The sequence below is a fragment of the Chryseobacterium manosquense genome (assembly GCF_014623485.1).
GTDB classification, from domain to species: Bacteria; Bacteroidota; Bacteroidia; order Flavobacteriales; family Weeksellaceae; genus Kaistella; species Kaistella haifensis.
Map to the genome: position 1 here is coordinate 963856 of NZ_CP060203.1, position 17472 is coordinate 981327.

Here is a 17472-nt window from a genome sequence, read left to right on the forward strand (position 1 = left end):
TTATATTTCCGCAATTTTCTGATAAATGTCAATTAAATGGATATTTTTTTTGTTGAAGAAATAATTATGTTTAATTTTGCTATTTAGATTTATTATAAATAAAAATTACAAACGAATATCCCAATTTAATATGAGAAAAACTTTTTTTGCAGCACTTTTTATTTTTGCTTCATTCCTTGGAAAAGCTCAAAAAAACACCTTGCTTGACGGTGGATTTTGGAAAAATAACCCTTCAATAGAAACCGTAAAAACGGAAATATCGAAAGGAAACGATCCTGCTCAACAGAACCCGGGATTTTTTGATCCGGTGGTAATGGCCATTAATAATAAAGCTTCCAATGAAGTAATTGAGTTTTTACTTGCCCAAAATGGGAATACAGTTGATAAGAAAACACACCATTCGAGAACTTATCTGCAGTGGGCAGCCGCTGCAGGAAATCTAGAATTGGTGAATCTTTTGATTAAAAAAGGTTCGGATGTTCATTATAAAGACAGCCACGGTGCATCGGTAATTGGTTACGCAGCAGAAAGCGGAAATCAGAATACAGCGGTGTACGATGCTCTTATCAAAGCCGGAGTTGATCCAAAGGAGAAAAACGAAGATGGAGCCAATCTCATCCATTTGACTATTGCTAATGATGCGGATTTAAAATTATTGGATTACTTCACTTCAAAAGGAGTTTCCTTTAAAGAAAGAGATCAATACGGTCGCACCGCCGCTGATTACGCTGCCAAATTAGGAAATCTCCAAATTATTGATCAACTTATTGCTAAAGGTGTAAAACCTACCGACCAAGCGTTATTTTTCGCAACTCAAGGTTCGAGAGCAAAACAAAATGGGCTAGAAGTTTACCAAGCTTTGGTAGAAAAATATGGTCTGAATGCAAAAGCTGTAAACCCGCAAGGCGCTACGATTCTTCATTCATTGGTAAGAAGACCGAATGCGGAAATTATCTCCTATTTCCTTTACAAAAATGTTGATGTAAGCAAAGCTGATAACGAAGGAAATACTGCATTGATGCTTGCTTCAGGTGGAAAAGATTTAAAAACCGTGGAAACTTTATTATTAAAAGCAAAAAACATCAATGCCAAAAACGAAAAAGGCGAAACCGCTTTGATGAAAGCTGCGGAATCAGGTTCAACTGAAATTGTAGCATTTTTAATCAAAAACGGAGCAGATGTAAAAGCAGTTGATCTTAAAGGAAATAATCTCGCATATTATTGGTTTAATTCCTACAAACCAGTCGCAAATCCTGGAAAAGACGCTCAAGCTGATGAATTTTCCGAAAAACTTACTTTGTTACAATCTGCAGGTTTAGACGTGAAAACGCCACAAAAAAACGGAAATACTTTGCTTCATCTTGCCGTTGACAAAGGCGATTTATCTTTGGTAAAAAAAGCCATCGAACTCGGTGTTGATCTTAATGCACAAGATGCTGATGGAAATTCCGCGCTTCATAAGGCAGCTCTTACCGCAAAAGACAATCAAATCATGAAATTTCTCGTAGAAAAAGGGATTAAAAAAGATTTAAAAACCGAGTTTGGGGAAACCGCTTACGATTTGGCAAAAGACAATGAATTTCTTACAAAAAACAACATCTCCATCGAATTTTTGAAATAGTAAAACAATGAAAAACACTTGGAAAACAGCAGCTCTTGCCGCAATCGCATTATTTATTTCCACTGCTTTTGCCGCACAAACCACCAAATATAAAGTGATGTTGCAAATGCAAAATTATACCGGTAAAAACGCTTATGTTATTATTTCTTTAATCAATCCAAAAGGTGGATACGACAAAACACTTTCTGTTCTTGGCGACGATAACGAGTGGTACAACACCTTAAAAGCTTGGGACAAATTCAGAAAAGTAAAAAAAGAAAAACTCAACGGAATTACGGGTGCTTCGGTTGCTGGTGGTGGTCGAGCTACAAGAGTAATCGAATTTGAAACTGCAAAACTAGAAAAGGGATATAAAATCCGTTTTGAAAGTGCAGTAGAAACTCAAAAATACCACACCAAAGATGCCGAAATCGATTTATCTTCATCAGCACTGGATAATCGAGAAGGTGTGAAAGGCAACGGGTACATCCGAAATGTGAGATTTATCAAAGTGCAGTAAGGCGTATGACATTATCAATTTGGAGGTATGCGCATTTGGCGCTTGCCCTTGTTTCAAGCGCTTTTCTTATCATACTTTCCGTTACAGGTGTTATTTTGGCTTATGACGCCATTGCCGAAAAAACGCAAAATCACCGTATTGAAAACTTAGAAAATATTACCCTTGCTCAGGTTTTGCCGGTTTTGCGTGACCAGTATTCTGAGGTTCTCGAACTTAAAATTGATCACAATCAATTGGTTTCCATCGATGCGATGGACGAAAATGGGAATTCCATTAAAGCATATATCGATCCCAAAACCGGGAAAAAATTAGGAGAAATAAAACCCAAAAGCGATTTCAATCAGTGGATTACCGCTTTGCACAGATCATTATTTTTAAAGGAATCCGGTCGAGCAATCGTCGCCGTAGTTTCCTTTCTGCTGATGCTTATTTCCGTCAGTGGTTTAATCCTTATCATTAAAAGACAAAAAGGAATTAAGCATTTTTTTGATAAAATTAACAAAGATTTTTTTGCACAATATTTTCATGTGGTGACCGGAAGATGGCTTCTGGTACCGGTTTTCATCATCGCTCTTACGGGGACTTTGGTTTTTCTTGCCAGATTAGATTATTTCAAAGGAGAAAATACCGAAATCACATCGAAAACTTCATCTAATACAAAAGCAACTGAATTAAAAGATATTCCTTTTTTCAAAGAAACTCCACTTTCGAAGGTAGAACGAGTAGAATTTCCTTTTATTCCTGATGATGAAGCAGAGCCTTTTATCATTCATTTAAGAAAAAAATCGGTGACGGTCAATCAAGTTACCGGAACCATTATTTCGGAGACGAAATATCCGTATTCTGCGGCAGTTGAAAAGTTTAATCTTGATCTACATACTGGCCGAACGAATGCAATTTGGGCATTTATTTTAGGATTAGCATCTTTGAACATCTTGTGCTTTATATATTCAGGATTTGTAATTACTTTCCGCAGAACACGTACGAAAATCAAAAATAAAATAAAAGCAAAAGATGCAGAAATTGTTTTATTGGTAGGCTCTGAAAATGGTACAACGCTCTTCTTTGCGAACCAAATTCATCGCCAATTATTGAATGAAGGAAAGCGTTCGTATCTGGCAGAAATGAATCATTTTCAAAGTTTTGAAAATGCAAAAGAAATGGTAATTTTTACTTCCACATACGGTTTGGGAGATCCTCCGAGCAACGCCAACCAATTTGAAACTTTGCTGCAGAAATTCCCTCAGCAAAATAAAATTGGCTATTCTGTGGTTGGTTTCGGCTCAAAATCTTATCAGGAGTTTTGCGCTTTTGCTGTGAAAGTAAATGATTTATTGGCAAAGCAAAATTGGGCAGAACCCACTACTTCAATTTTCACTGTAAATGATAGATCTGCAGAAGAGTTGGCAGCATGGGCACATGTTTGGAGCGAAAAAACACTGCATCCACTTGCAACAGCTCCGGCGGTTTACAATACTAAAATTCCAGGGCTAAAGCAATTTATTGTTACCGAAAAAACAATGGTTTCTGATGATAATCTTACCTTTAAAATTGTCTTAAAACCAAGAAAAAACCAAAAATTTTCTTCCGGAGATTTGTTGGCAATTTATCCTGCAAAGGATAACAGAGAAAGGTTTTATTCCATAGGGAAAAATCAGGATTCAGTACAATTAATTGTGAAACTTTTTCCGAATGGTTTCGGCTCCGGATTTTTGAATAATTTAAAAATTGGCGATGAAATTCCGGCAAGAATTATGGAAAATCCGAACTTTCATTTTCCACAAGCTGCCGAAAATATCGCATTAATTGCCAACGGAACTGGAATTGCTCCTTTTTTAGGAATGATTCAGGAGAATATTTTAAGAAAGAACATTTCGCTATTTGCAGGTTTCAGACATGATAATGATTGGGTAAATTCTTACAGAATTTTTGCTGAACACCAAATTAATCAAGGACAATTAGAACATTTCGATTTTGCATTTTCTCGTGAAGAAAACAAACGATATGTGATGGATCTTATCCGCAAAAACGAAAATTATTTCGCTGAATTACTTGCTAAAAATGGAACCATTATGATTTGCGGTTCTTTAAAAATGCAGAAAGATGTAGAAATAATTCTCGATGAAATTTGCCAGAAATTCTTAGGAAAACCATTACAGCATTTTATTAAAAACGGACAAATACTTTCGGATTGTTACTAAAAAATTGCTTTTTCGATAAGTTAAAATTTGTTCTTGCGATGTTGTTCATCATCGCAAGTCAGATTTCGGTTGCTGCACAGGAAAATGTTTTGGTAGAAAGACAAATTACATTGATGGGTTCAATGTTCAATATTACAGTTGTAGATCGCGATTCCACTGTTGCAAACCACAATATTGATCGATGCATCGATGAAATTACCCGGATCGAAAATCTGATTTCTGAGTGGCAACCGCAAACCCAGATTTCTGAAGTGAATCGAAACGCCGGAATAAAACCTGTAAAAGTGGATCGCGAAGTTTTCGAACTGACTGAAAGAGCCATTTCATATTCGAAAATGTCGGAAGGCGCTTTTGATATTAGCATTGTTGCGTTAGATAAAATATGGAAATTTGATGGATCGATGACCGAAATGCCTTCGGAGGAATCCATAAAAAACTCAGTTCGAAACGTGAATTACCAATTCATAAAGCTCGACCGAGATTCATCAACGATTTTTCTTCAGCAAAAAGGAATGAAAATCGGTTTTGGTTCGATTGGTAAAGGTTATGCTGCCGATAAAGGTCGGGAAATTCTGCAAAAATTAGGCGTAAAATCTGGAATCGTCAATGCATCTGGAGATATTGCAACTTGGGGAACGCAACCGAACGGTAAACCATGGGCAATCGGAATTAGAAATCCATTTAAAAATCATAAAATTTCCAAAATTTTAAAACTAAAACACGGTGCAGTAGCCACTTCAGGAAGTTACGAAAAATATGCAGAAATCGATGGAGTGCGGTATTCGCATATCATTGATCCGAAAACCGGTTATCCTGCAACCGGACTTACCAGCGTAACGATTTATGGTTGGTCTGCGGAATTCGCCAACGCTTTGAGCACTTCAATTATGGTTTTAGGGAAAGAAAAAGGGAAAAAGTTAGCGCTCCAATATCCTCAATATCGTTATCTTTTTATTACAGATCAAGGTAAAATTATCAGGTAAAGAAAAAAGATTTAATTCTTAATAATCAACACTTTAAACTCTTTTAAATTGTTTTTTGTTAAATAATTTCTTGAAGTCTTTTAAGAAAAAAAGAAATTTTGATGAATGATAAAAAAAGGGTGTTTTCACGGTAAAGAATCTGTTTGCAATGATGTAAATTTGCTACAGAAAAAGAATTGAAAATAGTAGCTATGGGTAAAAACTAACTCCATGAAAACTTTTTCCCTATTTAATAATTAACATCTAAACTGAAAATATTTAGAGAAAAATATTAAAAAAACACAAATGATGGGAAAATCTTTTAAAAAGGTGCATTTTTAGTTAAATGCACCTTTTTTTATATTAATTTTTCTCCGCAGATTTTACAATAACGAGCATCATCATCCACATCATCATTTCCGCATCTTCCGCAAATTTTTTCTAAATTCTGACGTTTGTTCCGCATCTCAGCAGTGACAATTCCCGTGGGAACCGCAATGATCGAATATCCCGAAAGCATTAACAAAATTGATAAAAATTTTCCTAAAGGTGTTACCGGAGAAACATCACCGTACCCAACAGTAGTAATCGTAACAACCGCCCAATAAATGCTTTGTGGAATGCTTTCAAATCCCTCACGATGACCTTCAACCATAAACATCAGCGAACCTACAATCACACAAAATATCACCAAAAACAATAGAAATATATATATTTTGCGAGAGCTGTGTTTCAATGCACGAACGATCAGGTAGCCATCATTCATGAAATCCATCAAATTGAAAATTCGGAAAACCCTGAGCATTCTTAGCATTCTCAGAATGAGGAAATATTTGGTCACCGGAATAAATAAACTCAAATAAAATGGCAAAATTGCCAAAAAATCAATGATCCCGAAGAAACTGAAAATATAGGACTTTTTATTTCGGATGGTAATGATTCTCAGTGCATACTCAATGGTAAAGAAAATGGTGATGATAATTTCTAAAAATACAAAAAGCGAATGCAATTTCGCATCGAAAATACTCACACTTTCCATCATTACAATGAAAGTACTGAGAAGGATTAAAACCAATAAAATAAGGTCAAAAAGCAATCCCAATTTGGTATCTGACTTAAAAATAATATTGAAAACCAAACGTTTCCATTTCGCTTCTTCAGGAATATAATTGTGTTCTTTTTCCATGGATTTGTATTGAAATTTAGATTATTAATTCTTAATTTCGTTGCAAACTTAAGAAAATGACAGTAAACGAGGCGATTTTTGAAATCGAGAAGAAAATTCCGGTTTCTCAGGCCGAAGATTTTGATAACGTAGGATTGCTCTGCGGAAATCCATCGCGGGAAGTAACGGGAATTCTAGTTTGCCACGATGCTTTGGAAAAAGTAGTTGATGAAGCGATTGCCAAGGACATGAATCTGATTGTCACTTTTCATCCCATTATTTTTTCGGGGTTGAAATCGATTACGGGCAAAAATTACGTGGAACAGGCGGTTCTAAAAGCCATTGAAAACAAAATTGCGATTTATGCGATTCATACCGCTTTTGATAACGATTTTTTCGGAGTTAATTATCGGATTTGTGAGGAATTAGGACTCATTAATCAAAAAATTTTGATGCCCAAAACCAAGGTTTTAAAAAAACTCGAAGTTTATGTACCGCACGAATATTCGGAAAATCTAAAAAACGCACTGTTCAATGCCGGCGCCGGAAGTATAGGTTTTTATGATGAGTGTAGTTTTACCGTTTCCGGGAACGGAACTTACAGGCCGGTGGAAGGTTCTAATCCTTTTTCTGGAACAAAAAATGTTCGCGAGTTTGCGGATGAAGTCATGATTTCAGTGATTTTTGAAAATGCAAAACAAAATGAAATTATCAACGAAATGAAAGCTGTGCATCCGTACGAAGAAGTTGCATATCAAATCATTAACCTTGAAAACGAAAATCAATACACCGGATTGGGAAGATTTGGTGATTTAAAAGACGAAATGGAGGAAGCTGATTTTCTGGCTTTTGTGAAAGATAAATTTAATTTAAAAGTCATCCGTCATTCCGAATTTATTTCAAAAAAAATCAAAAGAGTAGGCGTTTTGGGCGGCAGTGGAGCAAGTGGAATTAAGGCGGCGAGATCCCAAAAATGTGATGCTTATTTAACCGGAGATGTGAAATATCACGATTTTTTCCAGAGCGAAGGTAAAATGTTGATCTGCGACATCGGACATTATGAATCGGAACAATTTGTAACCCAACAATTAATTGAGATTTTATCGGAAATTTTTCCTAAATTTGCAGTCTCAAAATCTGTTGAGAAAACCAATCCTGTAAATTATTTTTTATAAAATATGGCTAAAAAAACTGTAGAAATCTCTGTTGAAGATAAGCTAAGAGCACTTTACGATTTACAAATTATCGATTCTAGATTAGACGAAATCCGCAATACAAGAGGTGAATTGCCGATTGAGGTGGAGGATTTGGAAATTGAAATTGAAGGCCTTGAAAAAAGAGCAGAAAAATTTCAAAGCGAAATTAAAGAGCAGAATGATGAAATCAATACAAAAAACGAAGTGATTAATCATGCAAAATCTTTAATCGAAAAATACAAAGCTCAGCAAGATACGGTAAGAAATAACAAGGAATTTGAAGCATTGGATAAAGAAATTGAATTCCAATATCTTGAAATTCAGTTGGCTGAAAAAAGAATCAAAGAATTTGGTGCTAAAATAGCTCACAAAAACGAAACTTTAGAAGAACTGAATGCGAAGATCAGTGATTTGAAAAACCACTTGAAATTCAAGAAAGAAGAACTGGAAAATCTTGTTGCTGAAACCCAAAAAGAGGAAGATTATTTGTTGGAAAAATCCAAAGAATTTGCTCAGAATATCGACGAAAGATTGTTGGCATCTTACCAAAGAATCCGCAATAATACTCCGACAGGTTTAGCAGTGGTAGGTCTGGAAAGAGGCGCTCCGAAAGGATCTTTCTTCACACTTCCTCCACAAAAACAAATGGAAATTGCACAAAGAAAGAAAATCATCATCGATGAACACAGTGGTAAAATCCTTGTAGACGATGATTTGGTGAACGAAGAAACTGAAAAAATGAAAGATATTATCAAGTTTTAATACTTTCTAATTAGATAAAAGCGGGTTGAAAATTTTCGACCCGCTTTTTTATTTGAAGATTTTTTAAAATCAGCTTAATGACGCATTTTCCAAACAATCTTTAATTCTTCTCATCGCTTCTTTCAACTCATTTTCTGATGCAGCATACGAAAAACGGATACAAGTCGGATTTCCGAAAGAAACGCCTCCCACGGTTCCTACATGAGCTTCCTCTAGCAAGAACATTGCGAAATCATCAGCATCTTTAATAGATTTTCCGTTTAAATTTTTACCTATATAATAAGAAATATCCGGGAAAAAGTAGAAAGCGGCTTCCGGGTAATTCACCTTGAAACCAGGAATTTCTTTCACCAATTCGTATACAATTTCTCTTCTTTTCTTAAATTCATCAATCATATAACGGTATTCCGACGGATCATTTTTCAAAGCAGTTACGGACGCTTTTTGCGCCATGGTATTGGCACCGCTCGTCATTTGTCCCTGAATTTTTTCGCAACCTTTAGCCAACCAAGTAGGACATGCGGAATAGCCAATTCTCCATCCCGTCATCGCAAAAGCCTTCGACATTCCGTTAATAACTGCAGTTTGTTCATAAACCTGTGGGAATTCCGCAATCGAAGTATGTTTTCCATCGTAATTGATGTATTCGTAAATTTCATCAGAAATAATAGTGATTTGCGGATATTTTGCCACCATATTGGCAATTTTTTCAAGTTCTTCACGTCGGTAATAACTTCCTGATGGATTGCAAGGCGAACTGTAAAGAAATGCTTTAGTTTTTGGAGTAATAGCTTTTTCCAATTGTTCGGCGGTCATTTTGAAATCATTATCGATAGAAGTTTCAATGAAAACTGATTTTCCGCCCATCATTTTCACCATTTCATCATAGCTCACCCAGTATGGAGCCGGTAAAATCACTTCGTCTCCATCATTGATAATGGATGCTAAAACATTGATGATGGATTGTTTTGCGCCATTGGAAACGCAAATCTGCGATGGTTGATACTCCAAATTATTATCGCGCTTCAGTTTGTCGCAAATAGCTTGGCGAAGATCCAAAAATCCCGGAACAGGGGAGTAATGGCTAAAATTATTATTAATCGCTTCGAAAGCAGCAGTTTTTATATTCTGCGGAACATCGAAATCGGGTTCACCGAGGGTTAAGCTGATTACATCAATTCCTTTGGCTTTCATCTCGCGAACTTTGTTGCTCATCACAAAAGTTTGCGAAAAGCTCAGTCTGTTCAGACGTGCTGAGTATTTTTCCATAAATATTGTTAAGATTCCCAAAGATAATTTTTTTATGCAGAGTTCTAAAGTTGTTTTTTTAAATTTGTGGAAATTTATAATAAAAATGGCAGTTGAACTCATCGAAAAACACTTTCCCAACCTCACGGAAGAACAAAAAAATCAGTTTGCAAAACTCGAGGAGCTTTATAAGGAATGGAACGAAAAAATCAACGTGATTTCCCGGAAAGATATGGATTCACTTTACGAAAAACATATTCTTCACTCGTTGGGAATTGCAAAAGTGATGGAGTTTGCGCCCTACACAAAAGTATTGGATATCGGAACGGGCGGTGGTTTTCCGGGAATTCCGCTAGCTATTTTGTTTCCTGAAGTTCAATTTACATTGATAGATTCTATCGGAAAAAAAATCACAGTAGTAAAAGAAGTTTCAGCAGGTATCGGCTTGAAAAATGTAACCGCGATCCACGGAAGAGCAGAATCTTTGAAGGAAAAATTTCATTTTGTTGTAAGTCGCGCTGTTACACAAATGCCGGTTTTTCTTCGATGGTTAAAGGGAAAATTCGAGAAAGAACAATTTAACCCAAAACACAATGGCGTTCTGTACCTGAAAGGAGGCGATTTGGCAGAAGAACTTGCTGGTTTGAAATGTGAAATTTTCTCGCTGCAAGACTTTTTCGAAACCGAATTCTTCGAAACCAAAAAAGTGGTATATTTATCCAAAGGAAACTTTAATTCTTAATTTGAGATAATAAAAAGTCAGCGGATAACGTTTTACAATTAAGTATTATTTACAATGGAAAAACTATACAGATTTGCAGTTCTTATTTTTTCAGTTTTCATGCTTAGCAGTTGTAATGATCGTTTTGAAGGCGATGAAATAAACAATATTGAGCAATTAAAAATCGACAGTGTGACGATTCCGCAGGACACGATGGATGTTTACAGCACCCAAACCATCAAAACCTATTCAAATTATTCTGCCAATTGTGAAGGTTTTTACGGCTACGATTATTTGCATACCAACCAGTTCGAAAGGGAAGTAACTTCTTATAAATTTAAAACTTCGGCGACGTGTGGAGAAGTATTAACCAAAGCTTCTCAGATCAATTTCAGACCGCAACAAACGGGAACTTTCACCTTTAAATTCTGGAACGGAACCGACGCTTCCGGTGAAAATATTTGGATTGAAAAGAGCGTCGTTGTAGAATAATTCTACCCGAAATTAATAAAAATCGCATCAGAATAAATCAATTTTCTGGTGCTTTTTTGTATTAAATTTTATATTTTTAAGGTTTATATGATTTATGAAATTTCTCAATAAAATTATCACCGAACTGCTTTCGCAAACATCCGATTTATCCGAATTCAATATTGTGATTCCGGGAAAAAGACCGATTGTTTTCATCAAAAAAATCCTAAAAGAGAGACAATATTCTGGTTTTTTACCCAATTTTTTCACCATTGAAGATTTAATTAAAGAAATCTCTGAAAAACAACCTGTTCAAGGAATCGGATTATGGCTTTTTGCATTCGAAATTTATCGAGAAATTCAGCCTTCAGAAGATTTCGCCAGTTTCTTAAAATGGTTTCCTACGATTTTAAAAGATTGGGACGATATCCTTAAATTTTCGGGAAAAGATGAAGCCGTTTTGCAATATATGTTTGATGAAGAACGTATTAAAAACTGGTCAGAAAACCTTGGCGATTCCGAAGAAATCCCGAGAAGAAAATTCCTGAATTTCTGGCAGAAAATGAATCTTTTTCTTCCGATTTTAAAGAAAAAACTTAACGAAAAAAACTGGGCTACTTCAGGAATGATTCACGAAGCAGCAAATGAAAAAATTGAAGATTTCGTACTGAAAACTGAAAAGAAATTCGTTTTCTGTGGATTTAATGCCTTTACTCCGGTTGAGGAAAAATTGGTAAAAAGTCTTTTGCAATGGGACAAAGCACAATGTTTTTTTCAAGCGGACGAATATTATATCAACGACACCCGACAAGAAGCAGGAAAATTCTTAAGACAACATAAAACTTGGAAAGAATTCAATGACAGTCGTGCTTTTCATTGGATTGAAAATGATTTCGCAAAAGATAAAACCATCAAAACCTACGAAGTTTCCGGGAATATCACGCAAACCAAAGTTCTTCCGGAGATTTTCAAGGAATTAAAAGATCGAAATCTTTCGAATACCGCTGTGATTTTATTGGATGAAAACCTTTTACCAGCAACTTTGGAAGCAATGAGTACGGTCGATCATGTGAACATTACGATGGGTTTTCCGCTGAAAAATTTGGGTTTCAGCAATGCGATGAAGCACATTTTTTATCTTCAAAAACAATTGGAAAAGAAGGATTCATCCTACTATTATCATGATCTTCTTTCGATTTTGGAGGAACTTCCAAATGAGCCCGACGACCAAAAAATCATTGCTGCTTTCAAAGCTAAAATTGAGGAAAGAAACATTGTATATATTTCGAAAAACCATTTGAAAGAACTTCTATCCGGACTTTCTTATATTCAACTTTTCAGCAAACCCGATTCGGTAGTTGCGTTTCTCGATTTGCTGATTGAATTCTGTTACCAATTGAAATTCAAGGAATTGGATGATATTTTATTTGAAAATATTTCCCATTTCGAGAAAAGTTTTAAAATTATCAAAAATCAGATTTCTCCTTATTCCTTTGACATCAAAATGGATACTTTGGAAGTTTTGATTAATCAATTGGTAAATTCAGAAACTATTGATTTTCAAGGAGAACCATTGCAAGGTTTGCAAGTTATGGGACTATTGGAAACTCGACTTTTAAACTTCGAAAACATCATTCTACTTTCTGCAAACGAAGGGAAATTACCATTGGGAAATACCCAAAACACTTATCTTCCGTTCGATGTAAGAAATCATTTTGGTCTGCATACTTTTTTAGAAAACGACAGCATTTATGCTTATCATTTTTATCGTTTGATTCAAGATTCACAGCAAGTTCATTTGCTTTTTAATGCGTTAAATTCTGGTGTAAATACAGGGGAAAAAAGCCGTTTTATTACGCAAATGGAAATTGAAGATCCTCATCATACGATAGAAAACATAATCATCGAAAATACTTCTGATCCGATTATCCAGGAACCAATTCGCATTGAAAAAACGGCTAAAGTTCAGGAAAAACTGGTGGAATGGAAAAGCAGAATTTCCGCTTCACATCTCACTTCCTACATTTATAATCCGATCGATTTTTACTTGACCAAAATTCTCAATACCAAAGAATCCACTGAAATAGAAGAAGAATTATCGCAAAGAAGTTACGGAAATCTGGTACATTATTCACTTCAACTCATCTACGAAAAATTAATTGGTAAAATATTGTCAGTTAATGATTTAGAACTCTCAAATCAAAAATTAAATGAAGTGATCAACGCAGCGATAGAAAAATTGAAACATCAGGTTGAATTCTACGAAAAAGGGATGAATTACATTCACCGTTCGATTGCAGAAAGGGTAGTGCGCAATGTTTTGGAACATGACCGAAAACTCATTGAAAATGGTAATACTTTGGAGATTTTGAGCGTGGAAGGAAATTTCGAAAATATTGGTTTTCATCTTGATGAAGAACAAAAAGACCAAGTATTTTTCTACGGTTTCATTGATCGAATAGATCGGCTGAACGGAAATTTGCGAATCATTGATTTTAAAACTGCAAAAACAAAAAACCTATCGATTTCTGAACCGAAAAAGCCCGAAGATGAAGAAAAACTGGAACGATTATTTTTCCGCGAAGATTATAAACAAGCCATGCAGCTTTGTGTGTATGCATATTCTGTTTTGAATGAGAAAAAATATCCCGACAACTTTGTAGAATGTGGAATTTGGAGTTTTGCGGAAGTGAATAAAGGAGTTCAAAATCTTCACATTTTCGGAAATAAAGATATTTCAGCAAATCAGTTGACAATTCCCATGAAATCGATAAAAACTGTGATTTCTGAAATTCTGAATCCTGAAATTGATTTTGTGGAAAATGAAAAGGTAAGTTGGGGTAATTAACAGAATTATTGCTTTAAAACTTTAAAAAATATTTGATGCAAATTTTCAATCTTAGCGTTCAGAATTTCTTTGAATGAAAATTACGATGGTGGAGAAGTATTGCGTAAATTTGGCCTTTAAAAAAATTAAATTATTATGAATTTAAAAGGAAAAAACGCTATTATAACCGGTGGTGGAAGGGGATTAGGAAAGGCAGTTGCTATTGCTTTGGCTAATGAAGGGGCGAACATCGGGATTACCGGAAGAAACGAAGAAAACCTGAAAAATACCATAGAAGAAATTAAAAAATTAGGTGTTACTGCTGCTTACTCGGTATTCAGTATTGATGACGAAAAAGCGGTAAAGACAGGAATCGATGCATTGGTAAAAGATCTCAACGGTGTTGATATTTTGGTCAATAATGCAGGAATTGGAAATTTCGGAACGCTAGAACAAATGCCATCTGAAACTTGGGAACAAGTGATGAAAACCAATCTTTTCGGAGTGTATTACGCAGCACAGGCAGTTCATCCTTACATGAAGGAAAAAGGCGAGGGGGATATTGTTAACGTGGCATCAACTGCAGGTTTGAAAGGCGGTGCTAACATGTCTGCATATGCAGCTTCGAAAGCAGCTGTAGTTTCTTTATCTCAATCGATGATGGCAGAATGGCGAAAGGAAAACATCCGTGTGATTACGCTTACTCCAAGTACGATTGCTTCCGATATGTCAATTCAAGGTGGACTTACGGACGGAAATCCGGAGAAAGTTTTGCAACCTGAAGATTTCGCAGAATGGGTGAGAGATATCTTGAAAATGAACCGAAGAGCATTAATTGCCAACGCCTCAATTTTCTCTACTAATCCTTAATATCAGGAAGTTTTTTAACAAAAAAGCTACGAAATTCGTAGCTTTTTTTATTCTTGTAAAGAATGATTAGTGTCCGGAATGTCCATCGATTCCGTGTGCGTGACCGTGAGAAAGTTCTTCTTCGGTTGCGGGCCTTGTTGCCACTACTTCCACATCGAACTGCAAAGTTTTTCCGGCCATCGGATGGTTCAAATCTACGGTTACCACTTCATCTGTAACGTCAAGAACTACAGCATTTACTTGGTTTCCTTCAGGATCTTGCAAAGGTAGGATCACTCCCACAGGTGGCATCCCGCTTTCTTCAAACATTGATGCAGGCAATTGCGCGGTCGCGTTTTCTGCTTTTTCACCATAACCTTCTTCCGGAGTAATGGTAAAAGATTTTTTGTCTCCCGCTGCCAAACCGTGAAGGTTTTCTTCAAACTTTGGCAACATCATTCCTACTCCGTATAAAAATGCGAAAGGTTGATCGGCATCGGTTTTTTCAATGAACGTTTTTTCTCCATCTTCTTCAACGGAATTTAGCGTGTAATGTAGTGCTACTACGTGGTTTTTGTCTATTGTCATTATATTGGGATTAGAAAGGAATTTTTAAATCCTTTATTATTTTTTTAAGGAAGAGAAGATTTTCTTCTCTTTACTGTTTCAACAAAGGTAGTATTTTTGAATTTGAATTATGTGATACTGAAACAAAACGATTAATTTCTTTATCAAATCTATTTAAAAATCTTAATCGTAAAGTTCGACACTGTTATTTTCTGTTAAAGATAAAATCCCTTCAGATCGCTGATTTGGGTGTTCTGTAAAACCTTTCAATTTCGTCGTTTTTCCTTTTGAAATTAAATCTAAAATCTGCTTCTCGGTAATTTTTTTTCCGAAAATTACAAACGGAATTTTGAAATCGCAATTTTTAAAATTGGAACAGCCGACTGCTGTTTTCCCTTTTATCAGCGAGCTCGATTTGCATTTTGGACATTGCTGTTCTTCCCATTGAATTGTTGCCGTTTTCCGAGTAACTTTTTCCTTTTTAGGCAACTCTTTTTCCTCATTTTGAAAGGAGATAATTTTTGCCTTTTCGCTGATTACTTTTCGGGTCAATTCGTTGACCATTTGGATTAGTTCATCCTTGAATTGAGACGCTTCGTATTCGCCTTTCTCAATTTTTCTTAATTTGAATTCCCATTCACCGGTGAGTTCCGGGCTTTTCAAAAGTTCGTCTTCGATGGTGTCAATCAGTTCTACGCCGGTGGTTGTAGCCATCAGGTTTTTCTTTTTCCTTTCAATATATTTTCTTTTGAAAAGAGTTTCAATGATATTTGCTCGTGTGGAAGGTCGGCCGATTCCATTGCTTTTCATAAGTTCGCGAAGTTCCTCATCGTCCACTTGTTTTCCTGCTGTTTCCATTGCTCGGAGCAGGGTTGCTTCCGTGTAAGGTTTTGGCGCACTGGTTTTTCCTTGGTGAATGAGCGGGGAATGTTCGCCTTTTTCACCAACTTTAAATTCGGGAATTAATTGTTCCTCGTCCTTATCTTTTTTCTCGGAATCGTCTTTTTTATCTTTTACATAAATTTCTCGCCATCCTAATTCTAAAATCTGTTTTCCGTTCGCTTTAAAAATAATCGTTCCCACTTTTCCTTCAACCAACGTATTTGAAATTTTACATTCCGGATAAAAAACCGCAATAAAACGTCTTGCAACCAAATCGTAAATTAGTTTTTCTTCTTTGCTCAAATTAGAAGAAGGAGGAATTTCGGTCGGGATAATCGCATGGTGATCAGTCACTTTGCTGTCATCAAAAACAGCCTTGGACTTTGGAATTTCCTGTTCCAAAAGAGGTGCGGTATATTCGCTATAAAAATTCATGGAGCGCAATATTCCCGGAATTTTTGGATACAGATTTTCAGATAGGTAGGTTGTATCTACACGCGGATAAGTTGTGTGCTTTTTTTCGTATAAACTTTGGATATATTTCAAAGTATTATCTGCTGAAAATCCGAATTTTCTGTTGGCTTCTACTTGCAGCGCAGTCAAATCAAACAATCGTGGATTTTTTTCTTTCCCTTCTTTAATTTCAAAAGATACGATTTCGAAAAGGTTTTGCTTCAGATATTCTAGGCCTTTTTCTGCTTTTTCCTTGGTTTTAAGTCGGTCAATCGCCGCACTGAAAATGACATCCCGGTAGTTGGTTTTCAGTTCCCAATATTCCTCGGTTTTGAAAGCATCAATTTCTTTTTGCCTCTGAACCAACATCGCAAGGGTAGGAGTTTGAACTCTACCAATGGACAATACGCCTCTGTTTCCGCCAAATTTTCGGGTAAAAAGTCGGGTTGCGTTAATTCCCAATAGCCAATCTCCAATTGCACGGGCATTTCCTGCGAGGTAGAGATTTTGATAATCGTCGGCAGGTTTCAATTGATTAAAACCTTCTTTGATGGCGTCTTCGGTTAATGAAGAAATCCACAATCGTTTCACCGGTTTTTTGCATTTCGCCTTTTGCAACACCCAGCGCTGGATCAGTTCTCCTTCTTGCCCGGCATCACCACAGTTGATGACTTCATCGCATTCTTCTACTAATTTTTCAATGGTTTTAAACTGTTTTTCAACTCCTGAATTAGGAATTAGTTTAATGCCAAATTGTTCAGGAATAATCGGTAGGTAGATGAGATCCCAAGATTTGAAATGCGGACTATAATCGTGGGGTTCCTTCAAGGTGCAAAGATGACCGAAAGTCCAGGTGACCCAATATCCATTACCTTCGAAATAGCCCTGTTTAGGCATATCTGCGCCTAATACTTTAGCAATATCTCTTGCAACACTTGGTTTTTCGGCAATGCATAATTTCATTTTTACAACTTCATTTTTTGTCGATTGCAAATTACCGATTTTTTTTGAATTTTTGGCTGCGAACTCTTTCTTATGAAAATATTTG

General features: G+C 35.9%; 14 protein-coding genes. 10 read left to right on the forward strand and 4 right to left on the reverse strand.

Annotation, left to right across the window (positions count from 1 at the left end; genetic code table 11):
- The first annotated feature begins 130 nt into the window (after positions 1–130).
- From H0S70_RS04475 to H0S70_RS04490, 4 genes are read left to right on the forward strand one after another with little or no spacing between them, the layout of a single operon-like run.
- Positions 131–1621 carry an ankyrin repeat domain-containing protein gene (locus tag H0S70_RS04475; protein ID WP_188321844.1) on the forward strand — a complete coding sequence of 497 codons (1491 nt, stop codon included), beginning with the start codon at positions 131–133 and terminating at the stop codon, positions 1619–1621.
- A 7-nt stretch (positions 1622–1628) separates the two neighbouring features.
- Entirely contained in the window at positions 1629–2120 is a 492-nt protein-coding gene (locus tag H0S70_RS04480; protein ID WP_188321845.1) for a DUF2271 domain-containing protein, read from the forward strand.
- Between the two features lie 5 nt (positions 2121–2125).
- Positions 2126–4321, forward strand: a complete 2196-nt coding sequence (locus H0S70_RS04485; RefSeq protein WP_188321846.1) for a PepSY domain-containing protein — start codon at positions 2126–2128, stop codon at positions 4319–4321.
- 38 nt (positions 4322–4359) lie between these two features.
- Positions 4360–5304, forward strand: coding sequence for an FAD:protein FMN transferase (locus tag H0S70_RS04490; protein ID WP_188321847.1), 945 nt, complete (start codon positions 4360–4362; stop codon positions 5302–5304).
- A gap of 337 nt (positions 5305–5641) precedes the next feature.
- Here H0S70_RS04490 and H0S70_RS04495 read toward each other — a convergent pair whose 3' ends face one another.
- Positions 5642–6469 carry an ion transporter gene (locus H0S70_RS04495; protein WP_188321848.1) on the reverse strand — a complete coding sequence of 276 codons (828 nt, stop codon included), beginning with the start codon at positions 6467–6469 and terminating at the stop codon, positions 5642–5644.
- A 56-nt stretch (positions 6470–6525) separates the two neighbouring features.
- On the opposite strand from H0S70_RS04495, the gene H0S70_RS04500 reads away from it, so the two are divergent.
- Entirely contained in the window at positions 6526–7623 is a 1098-nt protein-coding gene (locus H0S70_RS04500) for a Nif3-like dinuclear metal center hexameric protein (protein WP_188321849.1), read from the forward strand.
- A gap of 3 nt (positions 7624–7626) precedes the next feature.
- Positions 7627–8406, forward strand: coding sequence for a zinc ribbon domain-containing protein (locus H0S70_RS04505; RefSeq protein ID WP_123247444.1), 780 nt, complete (start codon positions 7627–7629; stop codon positions 8404–8406).
- A gap of 69 nt (positions 8407–8475) precedes the next feature.
- Here H0S70_RS04505 and H0S70_RS04510 read toward each other — a convergent pair whose 3' ends face one another.
- On the reverse strand, positions 8476–9675 hold the full coding sequence (locus H0S70_RS04510; protein ID WP_188321850.1) for a pyridoxal phosphate-dependent aminotransferase: 1200 nt from the start codon (positions 9673–9675) through the stop codon (positions 8476–8478).
- A gap of 85 nt (positions 9676–9760) precedes the next feature.
- On the opposite strand from H0S70_RS04510, the gene rsmG reads away from it, so the two are divergent.
- The 4 genes from rsmG to H0S70_RS04530 all read left to right on the forward strand — a co-directional run bounded on the left by rsmG (position 9761) and on the right by H0S70_RS04530 (position 14543).
- Entirely contained in the window at positions 9761–10396 is a 636-nt protein-coding gene (rsmG, locus tag H0S70_RS04515) for a 16S rRNA (guanine(527)-N(7))-methyltransferase RsmG (RefSeq protein ID WP_188321851.1), read from the forward strand.
- 54 nt (positions 10397–10450) lie between these two features.
- Positions 10451–10867 carry a hypothetical protein gene (locus H0S70_RS04520; RefSeq protein WP_188321852.1) on the forward strand — a complete coding sequence of 139 codons (417 nt, stop codon included), beginning with the start codon at positions 10451–10453 and terminating at the stop codon, positions 10865–10867.
- 94 nt (positions 10868–10961) lie between these two features.
- A complete protein-coding gene (locus H0S70_RS04525) occupies positions 10962–13694 on the forward strand; it encodes a PD-(D/E)XK nuclease family protein (RefSeq protein WP_188321853.1) in 2733 nt (910 codons plus the stop codon).
- Positions 13695–13829: 135 nt separating this feature from the next.
- On the forward strand, positions 13830–14543 hold the full coding sequence (locus tag H0S70_RS04530) for a 3-ketoacyl-ACP reductase (protein ID WP_188321854.1): 714 nt from the start codon (positions 13830–13832) through the stop codon (positions 14541–14543).
- Positions 14544–14609: 66 nt separating this feature from the next.
- Here H0S70_RS04530 and H0S70_RS04535 read toward each other — a convergent pair whose 3' ends face one another.
- Together H0S70_RS04535 and H0S70_RS04540 are read right to left on the reverse strand one after the other, a co-directional pair.
- Entirely contained in the window at positions 14610–15110 is a 501-nt protein-coding gene (locus H0S70_RS04535) for an FKBP-type peptidyl-prolyl cis-trans isomerase (protein ID WP_031503061.1), read from the reverse strand.
- 162 nt (positions 15111–15272) lie between these two features.
- Entirely contained in the window at positions 15273–17387 is a 2115-nt protein-coding gene (locus tag H0S70_RS04540) for a type IA DNA topoisomerase (protein WP_188321855.1), read from the reverse strand.
- Positions 17388–17472: the final 85 nt, after the last annotated feature.